The organism is Luteolibacter sp. (assembly GCF_039920825.1).
GTDB lineage: Bacteria > Verrucomicrobiota > Verrucomicrobiia > Verrucomicrobiales > Akkermansiaceae > Luteolibacter.
On record NZ_JBDSCX010000039.1, the window covers coordinates 46,051 to 66,526 of the forward strand.

Here is a 20,476-nt window from a genome sequence, read left to right on the forward strand (position 1 = left end):
AGTCACGGAAATGTTTACTTGCGCTTCCGTCACCGCCTGCTCCGTAGCATGGATCGCGTGCCTTGCATCGGTCTCCGCCCGGCCTAACATTGTTGGGTGGGATGACAATGTCGCTTATGCAAGTCTAGCAGGAGGCATGCATTTCGACCGGACTCCGGGAAATCTGGAAGTTTCGGATTTCGGGCTTCACATGCAGCTCCCGACCGCGATTTCGCTCGCGGAGAACCTGACGCTGCAACCGGCGTTCGACTATCAGTCCACAATCCTCCGATTCAACCAGGTTCCGACCTCCATCCCGGTTGACAGGAACAACCTCGAGACCTTCAGCGTCTATCCGTCGGTGCTGGAAACAAGCGCCCTGCTGATCGTATCCCGCGAGGATTCCCCTTGGATGTTCGGTGCCTGGACAAGGACCGGGGTGGCTACCGATTTCCGCGACATGAGTGGCGACGATTTCAACTGCGATATAGCGGGTGGTTTTGGCTACCGTTACGATGACAAGGTATCGCTCGGCATGGGTGCCGCGGTCACCCATCTCACGGGTGACGCGGCATTTTACCCGGGCTTGGGACTCGACTGGCAGATCAGCGAACAATTCCGCATCGGTGTTTGCGGTCCGACACTCGCCGCCACCTACACGCCTGACAAAAACTGGCAGTTCGCCATCCGGGGTGATTCGACCGGGGAAATCTGGAACATTTCCGACGGAGACGGAAAATCCCGCTACATCGACTTCAAATCCTATCGAATCGGATTCTTTGGGAGTCGCCGCATTTGGGGAGAAATTCTGATCACCGCCGGTGTCGGTGTCACTCTTGGCAACGAGATCGGCCTCAATCAATCCAATGGCGACGTGCTCATCAAGCAGAGATTGGACAGCGGACTCTTCAGCCAGGTCGGCCTGACGATCGCGTCGTGGTGAGAGCCGTCGCCCGCTATCAGAAAGCCGTCGCATTTTCATCTTGTGCCGGACACCACGGTTCCCTATCTATCAAGTGTCAAAAAGGACACATCATGAAAACCATCTCACTCCAGCTACTCCTCCTCTGCGGCTCCCTTCTCACCGTGACCCAGGCTCAAGCGGGTGGACCTGTCAGCAAGACCTTCGGTGGTTTCGCCGCCGGCAAAAAATTCACCCTTACGGTTCAAGAGGCGACTTCCACCAAATCCGTCGGCACCAATGTGGACAATAAGGTTCCGGTTCCGGAGGGAATTCCGAAATTCAAGGTCGGGCAGAAAATCGCCTTCACCATCGGCAAGAAAGGCGAGCTGACAGGTCCGAATTTCTCCATCGCACTGTTGAATTCCACCACCAACGCCAACTCCTACGCCAAGCAGCCTACGCAGAAAACTGTTTCACCGATCATTGGATCCGTATTCAAGGATTCTTCCGGCAAGCCGGTTGCCACGACGATGACGTTCTATCAATACCGCATCACCAACTACAAACTCTCAGTCAATCTGGTTGGCTACGTCTTGAAATAGCGCCGTGTCCCCAGCGGGACGGAATTTCACACCCCGTGAAGTTCCTCCCGCTTAAAAATGAAAAGAACTCATGCGTCCATGAGTCGAATATGATTCCAGTCGATAAGTTCCGGAGAGATTGGCATTCGCCACGCTTTACCGGGGAATCATGGTTCTCCCGAAGTCCTTCCCAAACACCAAAGCCCTGAGGTTTGGATACGTCCCACTTGTCGATTGCGCGCCAATCGCTGTGGCGCTGGAGACAGGAATTTTTGATCGCCACGGGCTGAATGTCGCTCTTTCCCGTGAGTTGGGATGGGCGAGCGTGCGCGACAAGATCATCTACGGCCACCTCGATGCGGCGCAATCCATCGCCGGAATCGCGTTAGCTTTGGGATTGGGGATCAACGAGATGCGTTGTGAGGTCGCGGTTCCGATGATTCTCAACTTGCACGGGAATGCGATCACGCTGTCGACGCAAATCGGCATGGACAAGATCGGTCGCGGAGAAGGACTCCGGGGATTTCTGACCCATTGCTGGAAAAAAGAACGCCCGTTCACACTCGCGGTCACGCACCGCTATTCATCGCATTTCACGCTCCTCAAAACCTGGCTGGCCCGCCACGGGGTGATTTCTCCGGAGCATGTGGAAATCATTTTCCTTCCGCCATCCCTGATGCCGCGCCAATTGAAGGCCGGTCACATCGACGGCTTTTGTGTGGGTGAGCCGTGGAATTCGGAATCCATCATCTCCGGGACCGGGTGGTGCCCGGTGACCTCGGCGGAAATCGCACGCGGGCATCCTGAGAAAATCCTGCTTCTATCAGGAAACTTCCTGCGTGAGGAGAAGGAGAAATCCATCATGCTCGTTGCCGCGCTCATCGAGGCCTGCCAACTGTGCCAGAGCCCGGAGTTCCGCGAAGACCTGATCTCCATCCTCGCCCTCAAGGCTTACACCGGAGCCTCGCCCGAAGTTCTGCGGAACAGCCTGGGTCCCATCTTCAATAACGGAGTTGATCGTGTGAGCGCCTCGGGATTCCACGTTTTCCATGGTGATTCGATGAACCGCCCCAGCATGGACAAGGCTTCGTGGGTTCTTTCCGAGCTACGCAACGTCGGGACAATCCCCGAAGGCACCTGTGGCTCCCTTTCCCGTATTTTCCGCGAGGATCTCTATCATGCCGCCGAGCAATCCATGAGTTCCGCCGGTTCGAAAATTTCAGTCTAACTTCTCACTTCATCCATCATTCCATGTCCATCCCATCCACCGGCGGCAAACTCAATCTGCTCGATTTCAAAGCCCCGTCCATCCGGACGCTTCACACAACCTGGTTCGCGTTTTTCCTGACCTTCGTCCTGTGGTTCGCGCACGCTCCATTCAAGGGCGCGCTGACCAAGGCATTTCATCTGACTGACCCGCAGTGGAAGGCGCTGCTGATCCTCAATGTCGCGCTGACGATTCCCGCCCGGATCATCATCGGCATCCTGGTCGACAAGTTCGGGCCGCGGGTGACTTTCTCATTACTGTTGATGGTTTCAGGCGTGCTTTGCTGCTGTTTCGCGTTGAGTAACTCATTCGAAATGCTCGCCTTGACCCGCTTCCTGATGGGCTTCGCGGGGGCCGGATTCGTTATCGGCATCCGACTGGTCGGTGAATGGTTTCCCGCCCGCCAAGTCGGACTGGCGGAAGGAATCTACGGTGGCTGGGGCAACTTCGGTTCTGCCGCGGCGGCGATTGTGCTGCCCACCGTGGCGCTGGCCTTCGGTGGAGAGGACGGCTGGCGCTATGCCTTCATGTCTGCTGGAGCGGTGGCATTTCTTTATGGAATCTTTTTCTATCGAGTCATCCGCAACACGCCGAAAGGATCGACTTATTTCAAACCGAAAAAATCCGGAGGTCTCGAAGTCTCCACGCCCCGCGATTTTGTGTTTCTCCTCGTGATGAACATCCCGATGTTTGGAGCACTGGCGGCCCTCGCTTGGAAGCTCTCTCCTGCCGGTGTGAAACTTCTGCCAACTCCCGCGGTGAACATTATCTATGTCATCCTCTTCATCCTCTTCCTCGTCCAAGCCTGGCAAATCTATCGGGTGAATGCCGAGATGCTCAAGGCTGGGGGTGTTCCCGAGTTCCAACGCTATCCTTTCAAACAGGTCGCCATTCTCAACGTCAACTACCTGATCACCTTCGGCTCCGAACTGGCGGTCGTTTCCATGCTCCCCGGCTTCTTCGCCGATACATTCAAACTCTCTCCCATCATGGCGGGTTTGATTTCCGCAGGTTTCGCAACCATCACGGTAGCGGCCCGTCCGGGCGGCGGCTGGATTTCCGATAAATTCGGACGCCGGAAAACCATGCTGGTCGTGCTAGCCGGACTGGCGGTGGGTTACATCCTGATTTCCCGGATCAACTCTTCCTGGCCGCTCCCTCTCGCGGTGATCACGACCATCGGTTGCGGGCTTTTCGTTCACATGGGAACGGGCGCGGTGTTCGCGATGGTTCCTCTGATCCAACGCCGCATGACCGGCCAGATCGCAGGTATGACTGGAGCCTACGGCAACGTTGGCGGAGTGATTTTCCTCACGGTCTATTCCTTCGTCAGCACACCGACATTCTTCATGATCATCGCCGCCTCCTCGGTGCTTGGGCTGTTCGCATCCTGCTTCCTCGCCGAGCCGAAAGGCCACATCTCGGAAGTCGCGGACGATGGCTCGGTGCAGTTGATCGAAGTGGGCTGATGCCGCTGGCCAATTTCGGAAAAATTTCCCATCATCGCAGGCATGCATCTATCCGGTCGGATTGAGCTAACGACCGGACTCTTCACCTCAGCCGGTCCGAAACCCCGGAACGAAGATTGCCTCGGCGTCCACATTCCGGAAGCCAGTCTGTTGCCGACCAAAGGGATCGTCGCCTGCATCGCCGACGGAGTTTCCGCCGCCAGCGCGGGCAAGGAAGCCGCCGAGGCGGCGGTGATCAGTTTCATTTCCGACTATTACGAGACGCCGGAATCGTGGGAAGTGAAGACCGCCGGGCAGCGGGTGCTGACCGCGCTCAACCGCTGGCTGTTTTCCCAAGGCCAGGGTTTTCGAGCGGCGGAAAAAGGCTGTGTCACCACGTTCACTGCGATCATCCTCAAATCTCAAACCGCGCATGTTTTCCATATCGGAGACAGCCGGCTCTACCGCCACCGCGCGGGCGAGCTCGAACAAATCACCCGCGACCATGCCTCTCAAGTATCCGAAGACACCTGCTACCTCACCAGGGCACTCGGCCTAACTGCTTCGCCACGGATCGACTACCACACGTTTCCGCTAGAGACAGGCGATCGATTCATTCTGAGTACCGATGGCATCCACGGTGAAATTTCGCGGCACGACATCGAGACGATTCTCAAGGAAAATCCGGAGTCTCAAACATGCGCCGATACGTTAGGCGCAGCGGCGGAACACGGCAAAGACAACCGTTCGTGCATTCTGCTGGAAATCCAATCGCTGCCGGACAGCGATAAAAACGACGTTTTCCGCCAACTTTCCGCCCTGCCGATTCCTCCAGATCTGCTTCCCGGCCAGTCGATCGACGGGCTTCATGTCGAACGCATCCTATCCGCTTCGAAGAATTCCCAGCTCTATCTGGTGTCGGACATGGACGACAACAACCGAAGCCTCGTTCTCAAAACTCCTTCCGTTAACTTCGAGGACGACCCGTCGTATTTGGAGCGGTTCGCCCTAGAGGAGTGGATCGGCCTGCGCACCGACAGCCCGCATCTCGCGAAGGTCATCCGCCGTCCGCGACCCCGCCGCTTTCTCTATTACCTGCTGGAATCCATCGATGGAAAAACGCTGGGGCGATGGAGCGAGGAAAATCCAAGCCCGCCGGTCGAGCAGGTCATCGGCATCGTCGGACAAATCGTCGAAGGCGTCCGAGCGCTCCACCGCCGGGATACGCTTCATCAGGATCTCAAGCCGGACAACATCATGCTGGATGCCGCCGGAAACGTGAAGATCATCGATTACGGCTCCTGCCGCGTCGGCGGCATCGCGGAAATTTCCACCCCTTTCGAACGGGGATCCGCGCTTGGGACGATGGATTTCTCCGCTCCGGAATATCGACTGGGGCTCACACCGACAACACGCTCGGACCTCTTTTCCATCGCCGTCATCACTTACCACCTTCTCACCGGGGGACACCACCCTTACGGAAAAAAGTGGGACGGAGCACAAAACCAACGGGATTTTTTCAGCCTGACCTATCACCCCGCCGCAGCCCACAACCGGATGGTCCCGCTGTGGATGGACGCAGTGCTGCGTAAGGCGCTGTCGATCCGGATCGAATCGCGACAGGAAGTGATGTCCGAGTTCATCCACAACCTGCGGCACCCGGATCCCGCGTTTCTGACCAACGAGCCGCTGCCATTTGCCGAAAGGAATCCGCTGTTGTTTTGGAAACTCGTGGCGCTTTTTGCGTTTCTCGGCTGGATCGTCACTTGGGTGCTACTGGCTTAAAAATCAAGGTTTCCCGCGATTTACTGAGTTCGCCTCATGGGTTTCATCAAAAACGATGAATCCAACTCATGAAAATCGTGGATACGATTCCTTCATAATTTCCCCGGAAAAATCCGGGTGGCATGTCCGGTGCTATTGACGTTGCAAGCAACCAACGCACGTCATGGTCGATTTCAACAACTCAGGCTTCAGCGAGGAACAAACCTCTTACCTCTCGGGATTCGTCTCCGGAATTATCCAAGCACGTGACCTTCCGTTTCTCGGGCAGGATGCAGCAAATCGCTTCACGCACCAGCCGTCGGAAGCGGTGGAAACCGTTTTCGGGACGCCCCTCGATGATCTTTGCCGCGAGGAGCAGGTGAAATACGAGCAAAACGGTCTTGATTGCTACGACACGATTCTCGCCAACGCGGAAACGAACAGTTTCCCGACCGATGGCGATGTGTTCCGCTATAAGTTTCACGGGTTGTTTTTCGTCACTCCGGCACAGGAAAGTTTCATGCTCCGCTGTCGCATCGCGGGTGGCGCGCTCAGCACCTATCAGTTCAGAGGCTTGGCCGAAATTGCAGCCGATTGGGGTCCGGGACACGTCGATCTGACGACCCGCGCCAATGTCCAAGTCCGCGAGATCATGCCGGAAAACTGCGCGAATATCCTGATGAAACTCACCGATATCGGCCTCACTTCCCAAGGCTCCGGTGCCGATAACATCCGCAACATCACCGCCACACCGACCACTGGATTCGATCCTACGGAACTGATCGACGTGATGCCCTACGCCCGGGCAATGCATCATTATATTCTCAAGAACCGCGACCTCTACGGCCTGCCGCGCAAGTTCAATATTTCCTACGACTCCGGCGGTTGCGTTTCTGTCTGCGCCGACACCAACGACATCGGTTTCTATGCCGTGAAAGTCGGACCTAACGACAAGGGCATCGAGCCGGGCATTTATTTCCGCATGCAACTCTGCGGCATCACCGGTCACAAGCAATTCGCCACGGACTGCGGTGTGCTGCTCACCCCGGCCGAAACGATTCCGGTAGCAGCCGCCCTCATCCGCGTGTTCATCGAAAATGGCGACCGCACCAACCGCAAGAAGGCGCGCCTCAAGTATCTCGTCGATGACTGGGGCATCCCGAAGACCTTGGAGGAAACCGCGAAGAAGATGACCTTCCCGCTGCGCTATTTCCCTTTGGAAGCTTGCGAGCCTTCCGCTCCAAAGTCGAAGCACGGCCACCTCGGCATCCATCAGCAAACCGACGGCAAGCACTACATCGGCATCCTCACGCCGGTCGGCCGCATGTCGGTCACGCAAATGCTCGCCCTCGCCGACATCGCCGATCAATTCGGCCGCAGTGAAATCCGCCTGACCGTTTGGCAGAACCTGATCATCCCCGGCATCCCCGAGGAAAAGCTCCAGGCCGCCATCACCGCGATCCAAGCGACCGGCCTCGACCACCGCAACAACACCCTCACCGGCGGTCTCATCGCCTGCACCGGCAGCCGGGGCTGCAAATTCGCCGCCGCCGACACCAAGGGCAACGCGATCGACCTCGGCAACCATCTTTCCAGCAAGATGATCCTCGATCAGCCCGTGAACATCCATCTAACCGGCTGCCAGAACTCCTGTGCCCAGCACTATATCGGTGACATCGGCATGATGGGAACCCGCGTGAAAGTTGAAGACGGTTCGACTGTCGATGGCTACAACATCGTCCTCGGTGGCGGTGTCGATGACACCCAAGCCATCGCCCGGGAAATCTGGAAAGGCGTCCGCGCCGATGAAATGCCCGCGCTGATTGAGCAGATCCTCGTCGTCTATCTCCGCGAACGAATCGAGGACGAGAGCTTCGCCCAATTCGCCAACCGCCACACACCCGAGCAACTCACGGAACTCTGCGATCCTGCAAAAATCGCCGCCGCCTGATCCATCCAACTTCCGCACATCATGTCACTCACCGTTCCTAACACCGCGCCATTTTCCGGTCCTCAGAAGATGTGGCTCAAGGGTTACCTCGACGCCATCAACTGCGCGCTGAATCCAGCTTCCGGCGGAGCCGCCTCCGCGCCCGTCGTTTCCGTGCCAGCCGGAGTGCCGGTCACCATTCTCTGGGGTTCTCAAACAGGAAACTCCGAAAGCCTCGGAAAGAAACTCAGCAAAGCCCTCGCCGCGAAAGGTCACTCCCCCACCTTGCGCGACATGGCGGCTGTTTCTCCGGCCGATCTAACAAACGCAGAGCACGTCCTGATCATCACCTCCACCTATGGCGATGGCGAACCGCCGGACAATGCCGCCGCGCTCCACGCAGCGCTTCATGCGGCGGATGCTCCGGTACTAGCCTCAGTCAACTACTCCGTGCTCGCGCTCGGTGATTCCAGTTACCCCGACTTCTGCAAGTGCGGCCATGATTTCGACACCTGCCTTGCGAGCCTCGGCGCTCAACGACTTGCCCCGATCGTCGAGTGCGATGTCGACTACGACCAACCTTTCGCCAGTTGGATTTCTCAAGTCGAACAAGCCCTCGGTTCCCTCGTCGCCGCTTAACCGGAGCGCGGAATTTATTCCGCACGAATCATCTTCCCTCTCCCGTGCCCGCCACCCTTCAACGCCTTCCTTCGATTCCCCGCTCTCACAAGCCGGACGCCGAATCCGGCAATCTCATCGATCAGCTTCTGGCGGAGCAAAAACAGCTCCAGACTCCGGTCGCGCGCTTCTCGGAAGTTCATCACAAACGCAAACCCGACCTCGCAGATCATTATCGCAGCCTGATTCCGCTGACGAAACCAGGCGATGGCGAGCAATATGCGTTTGAGGTTTCGCTCGACCGCTGCACCGGTTGCAAGGCCTGCGTTTCCGCCTGCCATTCGCTCAACGGCCTTGATGACCACGAGGCGTGGCGCGATGTCGGTGCCTTGTTAGGTGGAAGCGAAAATCCAGCCTGGCAGCAAACCGTCACTACCGCGTGCCATCACTGCGAGGACCCCGGCTGCATGAACGGCTGCCCGGTAGGTGCCTATGAAAAAGACAAGGACACCGGCATCGTCCGCCATCTCGACGACCAATGCATCGGCTGTTCCTATTGCATCCTCAAGTGCCCTTACGACGTTCCGAAGTATTCGAAAAAGCGCGGCATCGTTAGAAAGTGCGACATGTGCCACCAACGCCTCGCCGAAGGTGAAGCACCCGCCTGTGTTCAAGCCTGCCCGACCGAGGCGATCCGGATCGTGAAAGTCTCCACCGACAAGAGCCCGCAAGCCCGCAGGAAAGCCGCGAATTCGAATCTCTTTCACTCGACTCTCAACACTCATCCCTCAACCATCGCCGACTCGTCGATCACACTGCCGACCACCCGTTATGTCGGCCGCGAAGTGCCGGCTTCAGCAACCGCCGCAGATCAGGAAGCGCTCATTCCCCAACACGCGCATTGGCCGCTCGTGCTGATGCTGATGCTTACCCAAGCGGGCGTTGGAATGCTTCTCACCTCTCGGGGCAACTCCGAGGCAACCATCGCCGGAGCCGTGATCTTCTTCTCCGGCATGGGAGCTTCGGTTTTCCACCTTGGACAACCGCTCAAGGCCTGGCGCTTTTTCCTCGGACTCCGAACCTCTTGGTTATCTCGCGAAATCCTTGCTTTCTCGCTGTTCGCCCCGATCCCGATCGTGCTCGCTGTCTTTTCCCTGCTTCCTCGCTTTCCCGGACTGCCTATTCCACCGCTTGTCAGCGGCCTGATACCGTTGGCGTCGCAAATCACCACGGTTTCCGCGTGGTTTCTGGGATTGGTCGCCGTCTTCACCAGCGTCATGATCTATCACGATACTCACCGGTCGCTCTGGAGATTTCGGTTAGGTGCGGCCCGTTTTTTCGGAACGGTCGCGTCGTTCGCAGCGTTGGGAAATCTGGCGGTTCATCCGACAGCGGTGTCCGGCATGATCTTCGCTGCCGCTGTCATCCTCAAAATGATCCCCGAACTGCGGTTCCTCAAACTCGGTGCGGATCTCGACGATCCATGGTCACCGGATGCCCACAGCGCCCGGCTTCAACTCGGGCCGCTCGGGCCATTCCTCCGCGCGCGTTTCGCACTCGGCGTCCTTGCGGTCGTGGTCGCAATGATCCAACCTTGGATCGCGTTGCCGATTCTACTCGTTGCGGAACTCCTCGAACGCCTGGTCTTTTTCCAATCCGTCCAAGCCCCGAAAATGCCGGGAAATTTCGGCCCGAAGAATCTCCACTGAACATCTGCGTGACCGCCTTCAGGGAACCCAGATGATCTTGAGCCGGGCGAATCCTTTCGGTTGTCCCGCAGGAAGGGTGTAGGAAATGGTAACAGAGCCATTCGGCGCGGTCTGCGTAACGACGGGCGACCATGGATCGGATTTCCCGAGGTCGGCGGATTTCTCGATCACAAAGCTCACATCTCCGTTGGCGATGGCGGCGCTGCCTTTGGTGAAAGCGATCGTTCCACCGGAGAAGGTTCCTGTCGACTTGTTGGGGATCGCCGGATTCGTTCCCAATCCGTATTCGACGAGGTTGGTGAGACCATCCTTGTCGAAATCACCGGACGCCGGTTGACCCGCAATACCGTTCGTGGAAGCCCATGACGCGTAACCAACGGTCAGGATGAGGTTGTTACCGCTAACAGAAATTCCGCCACTCGTGCCGGTGAAATTCAGGGTGCCGGGAGTGTAGCTGATCCCGCCCGCGGCACTTGCCAGAATATATTGTCCGGCGGCGGGAGTCGCGGAAGCCGTCAGATCAATGATGTTTCCGCTGCTTACCGTCAGCGATCCGGCAATTGCAAGGGGAACCTGCGCGGCCGCCGTGGCGGCAACGCTGAAGCCAAGATGCCCACCGCTGTTCACGGTGACGCTGCCACCAATACTGCCGGTGCCAGTCAGGGTTCCGGTGTTGTTCACTCCAACGGCAGTCGTGGCCAGGCTTCCTGTTAGACAAAGCGCGCCACCGTTGACGCTGGTCGCCCCAGTATAGGAATTAGCACCGGAGAGAACCTGCGTGCCCGTGCCGATTTTGGTGATTGCGGTCAAGGCGGTGGCACCATTCACGATACGACCGCCGAAGTTGGCGGTGGCGTCATTATCGCCCAACGTGAGTGTTGCGATACCGCTGCCGGTGGAATTGTTGATAATGCGGGTGTTGTCCTGGCTGCCGCCGTTCGTGACTGACTGGAGGCCGTTAATGATTTCATCGAAACCGTTCAGGTCGAATGTCGCCAAATTCGCTGCATTTCCTCCGCCTCCGATCACGAGGTTGCCCTTGCCACCTCCGTTAGGGATCACGCCAGAAGCTCCGACACGGAGTTGGACAGAGTTGCTGCTGATGTGACCGGACACCTGTCCGGCACCCAGAGCCCCCGCATTGATGCCGATGTTGCCGCCAAGGTCGTTGCCGGTGTTTGTTAGAAGAACCACATTCGGGCTGCCGTTGGCCGCCGCGAACTCCAGATTGAAATCACCGGTGAGCCTGGCCGCGATTGTAGCAATGCCGCTGCCACCGCTGCCGCCGATCCGAGCGTCACCCGCCAAGGTAATCGTGCTCGCGGAGGTCCCGATCGTGGTAGCGGCGTTGAAGACACGGATCGCCCCGTAGTTGCCGCTTTCGGCGGTGCCATTTCCGGCAATCACAAAATGGTTGGCGTAAGTGGCGGCTCCACTGAGGTATGCTTGGCCGCCCGGTTGGATGTAAACCGTACCGGAGCCACCGGGAGTTCCGTCACCACCGAAGGAACGGGAGCCGGGGGCACTGATGCGGCCGGAATTGATGTAGGTGTTTCCGGTAAAGGTATTCGTGCCGGCCAGATCCACCACGCCCAGTCCGGTCTTGGTGATGCTAACAATTCCCGAGCCGTTATTGGCGATGACGGAATTCACCGCGATGCCGGTGGTGGAGGAATTCGTCGCATTTGCGTTGAAGACAATTTCACCCGCGGTATTCACCGTTCCACCCGCCGTAAGCGTGCCGGTGTTGGCGGAGGTGCCGATGGTGAGAGCATTGCCATTGCCCTGGGTTTTCCAGAGCCCGCCGAATACTCCGAGGCGAAGGGTGTTTCCCGAAGTGATATCGATGACTCTCGCAGACACATCGGTCATCTGGAGGGTGTTCAGGTTGTTGATATTGGCAGCATTCGTTAGAAAAATATTGCCCGTAGAAGTGGTGTCGAGCCGCACGTTGCCGACTGCGCTGTTTGCCAGGACGGGAGCCGCACCGGCGGGAATGACGTAGCCCGCCAACGGCAAGGCAATCACGTTGCCACCGGAGATGGCGGCCCAATCCGTCCCGCTTTGTCCGGTCGCACTGACGGTCACGGCGGATGTGGTCGCCCAACCACCGAGGATTCCGTTAGTGTTGGACGAAGTGGTGATGACCGCCGGATCCGAATCACCCGCGCTGGCTTTGATCCTGCTGAAATTCACCACGCCACCCGCACTGCGGGTGATGGCTCCCAGATTAAGCGTGGCGGCCTGATTGCCAACCGACCGGCTCACCAACGTTGCGTTGCCTTGATTCAAGGTGGCTCCGTTGAACGTCTGCGCGCTGACCGTATCCATCCGGCCTTGGAAAAAAACTGCTGGCGAATTCGTTCCGTTGGAAACCGTATTCAGTGAGGTTCCGTAGCCATTCATCACCAGCGGGCTGCCACTGTTGATGATGGATGTGACGCCACTTGCCGCAGCATTCAAATCCAAGGTCAGCGCTCCTTGGGTGAGAGTCGTGATTCCGGTGTAGGTGTTAGGCCCAGTCAGCGTGAGCGTGCTTGAACCGGTCTTGGTGAAAGCACTCACGGCGGAGGCCCCGGCAATGACACCAGAGTAATTGATGTTGTTCTGGGCATCGATGGTTCCAGATCCGCCTCCGGCATTGCCGACCGTGATCGCGTGCGAGGAAACAATGGTGGCGCTGGTGGTGGTTCGCAGCGTGCCACCGTTGAGAACAATACTGTTATTCACGTTACCCAGTCGATCTCCGCCACCGCCGTAGCTCAGCGTGCCGCTGGTGACGTTGATTGTGCCTGTGAACGTATTTGTCACAGCAAGCACCGCATTTCCGGGTCCCGTCTTGGTGAAACCGAATGGTCCTGAAACCGAGCCACCGAGCGTGACCGCTCCGTTTTTCCTGGAGATATGGATCGTCGGTGCGGTGGCGAGCACAAGAGCGTTGTTGATGGTTTGGGTATTCGCCGCCAAACCGGTTTGGACGTTCACCGAGTGGCTGGTGATCGTACCGTTCAGCGTGACCGTATTTCCGGTAAGCATGAACGGGCCGGCACTGGAGTTAAAGATAAAGCCATTGAACCAGGTCGCCGCGACAAAGTCGTTGAAGGTCGCAACGGTGGAGTCCCGATCGAAGACCAGCACGTCGTTTGCGACCGGCGCCACATTGCCGATCCAGTTTCCGCCACTGGACCAACTACCGCCGTCGCCTCCGCCGTCCCACGTGATACTGGCAGCGACAGCAGGAAGGCCGATCATGGCGACGCCCAAGATAACCACCATCTTCAATGCGGTGATTCGAAGGGCGGGGAACATGAGCCAGCTGGGGGGGAGCTTCACTGCTCCAAGGATTGCTGACGGAGGGAGACGAGTGGAAGCCAAAAAATCGAGGGAATGAGCCTTTCAACGGGCGTCCGCCAGTTCGGATGTCCCGGAATTTGTCGCAAGATCCCTAAATCGGGCGGGCATCCTGCCGGCAAGTTCGGCGGGACTGCCGATTGCCTCCACGCGGCCGCGATTGAGCACCACCACACGGTCGGCCCGGCGCAAGGTGCTGAGGCGGTGGGCGACGATGAAGGTCGTCCTGCCTAACATGAGGCGATCCAGGGCCTCCTGAACGATAGCCTCGCTCCCGCCATCGAGCGCGCTGGTAGCCTCGTCGAGAATGAGGACCCGCGGATCGCGCAAGAGAGCCCGTGCGATCGCAATGCGTTGGCGCTGGCCGCCGCTGAGTCGCGAGCCACGTTCTCCGATCACGGTATCCAGCCCCTGCGGTAGTTCCCCGATGAAATCCGAGGCGTTGGCAGCTCCGACGGCTTCATCGATCCGTGCCTCGCTGATGCCGCGGGTGCCGTAGGTGATATTCTCCCTCAATGTTCCTTCGAAGAGAATCGTCTCCTGCCCCACCACCGCGAGATTGCGGCGGTAGCTGCGCAGGTCGATGGAGGTCATGTCGTTTCCATCCAGCAGAACGCGCCCGGCGGTCGGATGATAGAAGCCGATGATCAGGCTCATCAGGGTGGACTTTCCCGAACCGCTAGGGCCGACGATACCGATCGTTTCACCTGCGGAAACACAAAGGTCGAGACCGCGCAACGTCGCCACCTGGCCTTGTTCTCCGGGATATTCGAAATGGGTATTCTCGAAGGTGAACCCTCCTTTCACCGACGCCAGTTCCAATTTGCCGACGCTTGATTCAAGGTCAGGCCCCTCCAGCACTTCGCCGATGCTGTTGATCGCCTCGAAACCGCGTGTGATGACCGGAAGCATCGCGTTCAACTGCATCACCGCCGCGACAATGGCGGCGACATAGCCTGATAGAAGCACCAGATCACCGGGACTGAGCGCGAGCTTCCCCTGATAGCCGAGCATCGCCCCGGTCATCAGAATGCCCAACTGAAGCAGCATGAAAGAAACCCACGCCACCGCGCCGAACAACCCGCCGTGGCGGTCCAACCGCTGTCCGGCCTGACTCACCTCATCAAAGCTGCTCTCCACCCGCGCGATCGCCTCGTCTTCCGCCGCGTGGGCGCGGGTCACCGGGATCATGGTGATCATTCCTAGCACCCGCGAACTCATGGACTCGATGCGGTGGCGGAACTCCGAGTTGAATTGTTTCATCTTCGCGCTCAGTGCCAGACGGATCCCCACCACGATGGGTATCAGAAGGAAAAACACCGGAACAAATACCGGGATGCGGATGGCGGTCACCGTGAGCGCGACCAGCACGCTGACTACCGCGAAGGTCCCGGCATCGATCAACTGGCGGCTCATTTGCTCGATCGATTCCACGTCGCGGAGCACCTTGGTTTGCAGTGTGCCGGAACTTTTGCGACTGTGAAAACCGATGGACAACAACTGCAGACGCCGTACCAGAGCAGAGCGCAGCGATGTTTCCAAACCACGCAACGCCCGGCTGGTGAAGCGCGCATAAAGCATGCCGCTCGGAATGTTCTGAATGATCAACGCCGCACCGATCGAAGCGTTCCAGACCAGTTTGTTCATTCCATCGGCGGGATGCTTTGCCAACACGTCGATGATGTTCGCGGTGATGATAGGCAATCCCCACACGGGGCTCGCCTTCAAAATATAGATCAACTCTCCGAGAATCAGATCCCTTCTCTGCGGTCGATAGAGCGCCCACAGAGTTCGCCACGGCTTGCCCGATTGGAAATCATTGCTGATCGATTCGTGATGCATCGTTCATCTTTCCAATAACAAGACGCCACCTGAAAAATCACCGCCGGTTGGCAGAGGATCGATGTCGATCAGGAAAGGCGCAAGGGACGGGGTCATCTTGAAATGGGGTTGAAAATTACAGCTCCCGCACCGAGATCACACTCCACGGCGTCAGCTTTTGAATGAGACGGTAATGTCCCAAGTCGTTGGCGACAGCGCTCAGCTTCTGCGTTTCCGTGGAAACCTGACGAAGGAATCCAGCTTGCTCGCGGGTGGGTTCTTCAGGCGCGCCGATCGCGTTCCAAGCAGCCATGGCATTGCCATGGTTCGCATCGAGCAATTCTATCAGCAGGCTGGCTCCCGGCTTCAGGCCCGAGAGTTCCAGGTGAAATTCCTCCTCCCGCCCGAGTCCGAGGGTTTCATATGCTTTTTCACGGTCTCCAAACGATGCGGGAACGGATAATGGCATCTCCGGCGGATAGTGAAATGCCAGCGCACGCACTTTGCCCGATACCGAATCCCGGGTCACCACGCCGCAATCGGACGTAACGAGCAATTCATCACCCAGCCCACCCAGCATGCGATAGGCGTGGAAACTTGGCTTCACGATTCCCAGCACGTTGATCATGCCGAAGCCGCCGTGAAAAATCGTATCACCCGCACCGCCCTCTTCGAAGATGTCGGTGAAGGTCCAGTAGGCGAGCGAATCCACCATACCGATCGATTCCAGATTCGCCTTCACAATGAAGGTCGCGGCCTGGAGGAAATCGTGGGTGAAATCCCGTGGCGAGGAACTGCTGTTCCACTCCGTCAGATGGATTTCCGCATCAGGGAAAGCGCTTTGATCGATGATCGAGCGCAGCAGTTTCAAATCCGTCGGAGTTGCATTTACGCCACGGGTCAGCTTGCTGCCGTGACCGTGTTCATCGAGCGCCCAGTCCGTCGGATAGGGATGACAGGAAACAAAATCGACCGGCAACTTTTCCTTCACACACCACGCGAGAAATTCATCCAACCAAACCGGACGCCAGTTGAGAGCATCGAGATCCTCAGACTTCAACACCACCTGATGCTGGCGGGTATCCTCAAGTTCTCCATCGAAACGGGCGTCGGGCACGAAATTGCTAGTCGATGGACCGCCCACCCGGAGTTCTCTATCAATCTTTTTGATCACCGTCACCGTCGCGCGATAGAGCTCGAAATACTGGCGCTTCGTTCCCCGGAAAAACGGCTTGAGATTCGGCTCGTTCCACACCTCGAAATACCATTCCCGCACCTCGTCGATGCCATAGCGAGCCACCCAATGGTCCACCGTTCGACGGATCAACTCCGACCATTTCGTATAGTCATTCGGCGGCGATCCGTTGCCCTTCCACCAGAAGACCGTGCCCAATGCGGTCGCCAGATCCGCCGGGCAGAATCCGAATTCCACGAACGGACGGATGCCGAGCTCCAACAGCCGGTCAAACAGCGTGTCGATGTATTGGAAGTTGTAAACCGGCAGGCCATCCACCTCCTTGTAGACAAACATATCGTCATGGAACAGCCCGTGGAAGCGCACGTATTTAAAGCCACATTGTTCGATTGCGAAATCCATCTGCTCCTGCCAATCGGCGCGAAGTCCCTCATTCGCACGGCCCGCGCCGACACAGAGATTCCAGTGGTGATGCAAGCGCGTTCCTGCGGAACGGGCATCGGCTGTAAGAGTTAGGGAAGACATTGGTTTCGTGGGCTGAGAAATGGACAACTTCTTATCCGGTGGGGTGGGACGACGAGAGATCAATAAAACGCCGCCTTTCACCATTTAATGCATCGTTCATGAGTTACCTTGGAAACAGCGGATGGGTTCGACGGTCGGAAGTTGGCACGATGTCGGAGGGATCGTCCTCTTACAGAGCATGGCCCATTGCCACCCCGCCCCGGTGCGCCGGCCTCTTGAATTCGCGGCGGAAATTCGCAGCATGCTGACCTTGCGCGACCTAACATTGTCGATTGGTAATCCGATTGGGTTCAGCAAGTCAACAGGGTGACCGATGCGAGACCTCTACCGGATCGGTTCCCGTGCTAAGCGATTCCAAACCTATTTCCACCACCATCCATCCGATGAAACCCGAACGCCCCGACCACCTCACCAGCCCGCCGCAAAATCCCCCGAGGCACCGTAACTAACAGCACCGCCGCCGGGCTTGATGTCTTTATCACTCCGACCGAATGCGCTGGCCTCTTGGATCCGGACGACAATCAGAAACGGCCGCCACGATACCAGCCGCGCGGCCGTTTTCTTTTGAACCCGGGTCAAGTCCCGATAGCCTGCCCCTACAAAACCCGCCGCCACGGTTGCACTGCCATGAACTCCGACTCGACTCCGCCACGCGTCAATCTCCGCGATATCGCCGCCAAACTGGGAGTCAGCCACTCCACCGTCTCACTTTCCCTGCGCGATCATCCGAGGATCTCCGCCGCGGTGAAATCGCGCGTCAGGGAAGCTGCCGAAGCCATGGGATATCGCCCGGATCCAATGCTCGCCGCACTTGCGAACTACCGTCTAGGGAAGGACAAAAACTCCGTTTCCGCCGGAATCGCATGGATCAACGCCTGGCAGAAACCGCATGACCTGAGGAAATTCAAGGAGTTCGATTTTTACTGGAATGGCGCGTTCAAGGCGGCGGAAAAATTCGGTTACCGCCTCGAAGAATTCCAACTCAATGGTGACCTTAGTCCCAAACGACTCCACCAAATCCTTTCCACCCGCGGCATCCGTGGCATCCTGCTGCCACCTCACCAACCACCCTATCCCGATTGGAAGGACTTCCCGTGGTCGGAATATTCCATCGTCCGTTTCGGCAGGTCGCTCCTCGAACCGGCCTGTCATATTGTCACTGCGGATCAGATTTCCAACACGATGCTCGCCGTCCAGAAAATCCACGAGCGCGGATACCAGCGCATCGGCTACGTAGCCACCGAGGGAGAATTCAGCAAGCGCGGCGTCCAGTTTGAGTTGGGTTTCTTCGGCGGACAACGCCTGATCCGCGATCCCAATCCCATTCCCGTGTTGATTCAAAGGGAAGCGTCCAGTTCCGATCCCAAACCCGCTCTCAAGACCTGGCTGAAAAAATACAAGCCCGACGCGATTTTCACCCCCGACCCCAAGATCCCAGCGCTGCTCGCCGAGCTCGGATATGAAATTCCCGGCGATATGGGATTGGCAGCAACTTCGATCCTCGACGGCAAGCTGGATTCCGGCATCGACCAGCATCCGGAGGAAATCGGCCGCGTCGGATTCCTCATGCTCAACTCGCTCATCAATGACCGCGCACGCGGCATTCCGCCTATTTTCCGCCAGATCCTCGTCGAAGGTTCGTGGGTCGATGGCAAGAGCCTCCCCGATCTAAGATAACCCTACCTCGCGATAAGGAACGTCCGCTCGACCGGTTCGGCAGTCTTGAGCTTCGGCTCGATCGAGCGGCCCCACTGCCAGGCAACGACGGTGACTTTCACCGGATATTTCGCGCGCGGCGGTATCCGGGTGAAGATCAGGGCATCGCCATTGATCTCCGCCGGGCCTTCCCTAACATAGAACCGGACTTCCGCATCCTTCGCGCTCGACCGTGCGTGGAGTTTCAGAGGTTTCGCCCCGGCGCGCTGGTCCTTGATTTCCTGAAACTCCAGTGTCTGGTCTTCGCCCGCGGTGTTGCGCAGAGGGAAGTGCAGCACCGACTGCTGGACGCACCGCTTGTATTCCCCGTCGCCGGGGTGAACGGCCATCAGCCAAATTTCGTTAGAACGTTTGGTGCTGTTGAAGTCTAACCGATCAAAGCGCAGCGCGAAGGTGTCGTCGGAAAGTTTTTCGACGGGTCCGCAAATGCGGCTGATGACGACCGGTCCCGTGGCATGGGTGACCGGCGAGTTCACACCGAGGCCGGTCCAGCGCACCGGCCGACCGTCAGGCACGGCGTCGAGGAAGCAGCCTTCGAGCTTGAAGGTGAGACCATCGCCGATCGGTTTGAATGGCAGCGTCACCTGCTGGTGCGTTTCCTTGTCCTGCGGGACAAGCTGCCCGTCCTGACGATAGCCCGCGAGCTGCGGTTTCTTCAGATGCTGTGCCTTTCCGAAGGCCTCGGTGGCGAACGCCTGCTCCTTGTCGAAACACCAGAACGCCTCGTCTTTCTTTCCCGCGTAGTCCTTCACGGAGGCCGGTTCGGCAAGAGCCTTGTCGTTCTGCCGCCAGCGGTCCACCAGCCATCCTTCGCGTTCGGGATCGACGGGCTTGAGCTTCACCTCGCCGCTTGCCGGAGTGCGCTCGGGAAGGCGATGCTCCGCGACTTTTTTTACATAGAAGCCTAGGTATTCGACGAGGTCGTCGTGGATGTCAAAGTGCCCGCCGCCGGGATCGGCCAGCATGGTCAGCGGTGACCCGGGATTGTTTTTCCGGAACGCGAGCGCCTTACCCGCGCGTTCGTCCGCCCATTCGTATTCGCCGCTAACAAACAGCAGCGGGACGTCCTTCAGGTCAGCATCCTTCCAAGGTGGACTGTTAGCATCGCGGGCATCCGGCCACGTCCCTTTGAGCGAGATCGCCGCCAGCGTCCGGCCGGGATTCCATGCCGCGAAGTGATAGGGAAAACCCGCCATCGCCGAGTGGCCGATGGGAATGACCGGCGCGGTCTCCAATTCACTGTAGCCGGACTCCTTCGCCAGCGCGGTCATCATTTCCTGAAACTGATCACCAGCGCCCTGGTCAAAGCGAAAGAACGGGTTGAAGGCCGGAGTGACCCAGATCTCCGCGAAACCGACCTCACTGAGCGTCTTGCGGAAGACCGGATGCTCCAGCACGCCTTCCTCGAGCATGTTGTGCTGGCCGAGCACGACTCCCCTCACCTGCTGGCAGTTTTCGGGAATCCAGAGGTAAGCGCGCGGATGATCCTTCGTCTCGTCAGAAATCACGGACGCCACCGGAGCCGACCACTGCCAAACGGCGGCAGAGGCGGAAGCACCTAGTGTTAGGAACACCAAAAGGATTTTCGCAAACATAGGGAATTTTTTCAATGAATTGCGCTCTGCTCAATGAGAACGCCGTTCAAATATAGCAGCTTGCCGCGGATCC

Annotated in this window: 13 protein-coding genes; 9 read left to right on the top strand and 4 right to left on the bottom strand. The window is 58.1% G+C overall.

Annotated features, from left to right (window positions below; all coding sequences use genetic code 11):
* The first annotated feature begins 10 nt into the window (after nucleotides 1–10).
* The 8 genes from ABIQ96_RS10665 to ABIQ96_RS10700 all read left to right on the top strand — a co-directional run bounded on the left by ABIQ96_RS10665 (nucleotide 11) and on the right by ABIQ96_RS10700 (nucleotide 10,200).
* Nucleotides 11–922 (top strand): DUF6268 family outer membrane beta-barrel protein, encoded by a 912-nt coding sequence (locus ABIQ96_RS10665; RefSeq protein WP_348214569.1) that lies wholly within the window; start codon nucleotides 11–13, stop codon nucleotides 920–922.
* 92 nt (nucleotides 923–1,014) lie between these two features.
* Nucleotides 1,015–1,485, top strand: a complete 471-nt coding sequence (locus ABIQ96_RS10670; RefSeq protein WP_348214570.1) for a hypothetical protein — start codon at nucleotides 1,015–1,017, stop codon at nucleotides 1,483–1,485.
* A gap of 148 nt (nucleotides 1,486–1,633) precedes the next feature.
* Nucleotides 1,634–2,692 carry a CmpA/NrtA family ABC transporter substrate-binding protein gene (locus tag ABIQ96_RS10675; protein ID WP_348214571.1) on the top strand — a complete coding sequence of 353 codons (1,059 nt, stop codon included), beginning with the start codon at nucleotides 1,634–1,636 and terminating at the stop codon, nucleotides 2,690–2,692.
* Between the two features lie 23 nt (nucleotides 2,693–2,715).
* Nucleotides 2,716–4,200 (top strand): MFS transporter, encoded by a 1,485-nt coding sequence (locus ABIQ96_RS10680; protein ID WP_348214572.1) that lies wholly within the window; start codon nucleotides 2,716–2,718, stop codon nucleotides 4,198–4,200.
* Nucleotides 4,201–4,242: 42 nt separating this feature from the next.
* On the top strand, nucleotides 4,243–5,964 hold the full coding sequence (locus ABIQ96_RS10685; protein ID WP_348214573.1) for a bifunctional protein-serine/threonine kinase/phosphatase: 1,722 nt from the start codon (nucleotides 4,243–4,245) through the stop codon (nucleotides 5,962–5,964).
* A gap of 163 nt (nucleotides 5,965–6,127) precedes the next feature.
* The gene (locus ABIQ96_RS10690; RefSeq protein WP_348214574.1) at nucleotides 6,128–7,894 is read left to right on the top strand and encodes a NirA family protein; all 1,767 of its coding nucleotides are present in this window, start codon (nucleotides 6,128–6,130) and stop codon (nucleotides 7,892–7,894) included.
* Between the two features lie 21 nt (nucleotides 7,895–7,915).
* Nucleotides 7,916–8,512 carry a flavodoxin domain-containing protein gene (locus tag ABIQ96_RS10695; RefSeq protein WP_348214575.1) on the top strand — a complete coding sequence of 199 codons (597 nt, stop codon included), beginning with the start codon at nucleotides 7,916–7,918 and terminating at the stop codon, nucleotides 8,510–8,512.
* A 44-nt stretch (nucleotides 8,513–8,556) separates the two neighbouring features.
* On the top strand, nucleotides 8,557–10,200 hold the full coding sequence (locus tag ABIQ96_RS10700; RefSeq protein WP_348214576.1) for a DmsC/YnfH family molybdoenzyme membrane anchor subunit: 1,644 nt from the start codon (nucleotides 8,557–8,559) through the stop codon (nucleotides 10,198–10,200).
* An 18-nt stretch (nucleotides 10,201–10,218) separates the two neighbouring features.
* Here the strand turns inward: ABIQ96_RS10700 and ABIQ96_RS10705 are convergent, their stop codons facing one another.
* The 3 genes from ABIQ96_RS10705 to ABIQ96_RS10715 all read right to left on the bottom strand — a co-directional run bounded on the left by ABIQ96_RS10705 (nucleotide 10,219) and on the right by ABIQ96_RS10715 (nucleotide 17,092).
* Nucleotides 10,219–13,509: an autotransporter-associated beta strand repeat-containing protein gene (locus ABIQ96_RS10705; RefSeq protein WP_348214577.1), complete on the bottom strand. Its 3,291-nt coding sequence runs from the start codon at nucleotides 13,507–13,509 to the stop codon at nucleotides 10,219–10,221.
* An 87-nt stretch (nucleotides 13,510–13,596) separates the two neighbouring features.
* The gene (locus ABIQ96_RS10710) at nucleotides 13,597–15,393 is read right to left on the bottom strand and encodes an ABC transporter ATP-binding protein (protein WP_348214578.1); all 1,797 of its coding nucleotides are present in this window, start codon (nucleotides 15,391–15,393) and stop codon (nucleotides 13,597–13,599) included.
* 115 nt (nucleotides 15,394–15,508) lie between these two features.
* Nucleotides 15,509–17,092 carry a beta-xylosidase gene (locus tag ABIQ96_RS10715; RefSeq protein ID WP_348214579.1) on the bottom strand — a complete coding sequence of 528 codons (1,584 nt, stop codon included), beginning with the start codon at nucleotides 17,090–17,092 and terminating at the stop codon, nucleotides 15,509–15,511.
* A gap of 627 nt (nucleotides 17,093–17,719) precedes the next feature.
* Between ABIQ96_RS10715 and ABIQ96_RS10720 the strand changes: the two genes are divergently transcribed.
* On the top strand, nucleotides 17,720–18,769 hold the full coding sequence (locus tag ABIQ96_RS10720; RefSeq protein ID WP_348214580.1) for a LacI family DNA-binding transcriptional regulator: 1,050 nt from the start codon (nucleotides 17,720–17,722) through the stop codon (nucleotides 18,767–18,769).
* Between the two features lie 2 nt (nucleotides 18,770–18,771).
* Here ABIQ96_RS10720 and ABIQ96_RS10725 read toward each other — a convergent pair whose 3' ends face one another.
* Nucleotides 18,772–20,403 carry a hypothetical protein gene (locus ABIQ96_RS10725; RefSeq protein ID WP_348214581.1) on the bottom strand — a complete coding sequence of 544 codons (1,632 nt, stop codon included), beginning with the start codon at nucleotides 20,401–20,403 and terminating at the stop codon, nucleotides 18,772–18,774.
* Between the last annotated feature and the right edge of the window lie 73 nt (nucleotides 20,404–20,476).

Bases quoted from the DNA above. Each gene is read 5' to 3' on its own strand.
- ABIQ96_RS10665 (WP_348214569.1), top strand. From the start codon at position 11: ATGTTTACTTGCGCTTCCGTCACCGCCTGCTCCGTAGCATGGATCGCG.
- ABIQ96_RS10670 (WP_348214570.1), top strand. From the start codon at position 1,015: ATGAAAACCATCTCACTCCAGCTACTCCTCCTCTGCGGCTCCCTTCTC.
- ABIQ96_RS10675 (WP_348214571.1), top strand. From the start codon at position 1,634: ATGGTTCTCCCGAAGTCCTTCCCAAACACCAAAGCCCTGAGGTTTGGA.
- ABIQ96_RS10680 (WP_348214572.1), top strand. From the start codon at position 2,716: ATGTCCATCCCATCCACCGGCGGCAAACTCAATCTGCTCGATTTCAAA.
- ABIQ96_RS10685 (WP_348214573.1), top strand. From the start codon at position 4,243: ATGCATCTATCCGGTCGGATTGAGCTAACGACCGGACTCTTCACCTCA.
- ABIQ96_RS10690 (WP_348214574.1), top strand. From the start codon at position 6,128: ATGGTCGATTTCAACAACTCAGGCTTCAGCGAGGAACAAACCTCTTAC.
- ABIQ96_RS10695 (WP_348214575.1), top strand. From the start codon at position 7,916: ATGTCACTCACCGTTCCTAACACCGCGCCATTTTCCGGTCCTCAGAAG.
- ABIQ96_RS10705 (WP_348214577.1), bottom strand. From the start codon at position 13,509: ATGTTCCCCGCCCTTCGAATCACCGCATTGAAGATGGTGGTTATCTTG.
- ABIQ96_RS10710 (WP_348214578.1), bottom strand. From the start codon at position 15,393: ATGCATCACGAATCGATCAGCAATGATTTCCAATCGGGCAAGCCGTGG.
- ABIQ96_RS10715 (WP_348214579.1), bottom strand. From the start codon at position 17,092: ATGTCTTCCCTAACTCTTACAGCCGATGCCCGTTCCGCAGGAACGCGC.
- ABIQ96_RS10720 (WP_348214580.1), top strand. From the start codon at position 17,720: ATGAACTCCGACTCGACTCCGCCACGCGTCAATCTCCGCGATATCGCC.
- ABIQ96_RS10725 (WP_348214581.1), bottom strand. From the start codon at position 20,403: ATGTTTGCGAAAATCCTTTTGGTGTTCCTAACACTAGGTGCTTCCGCC.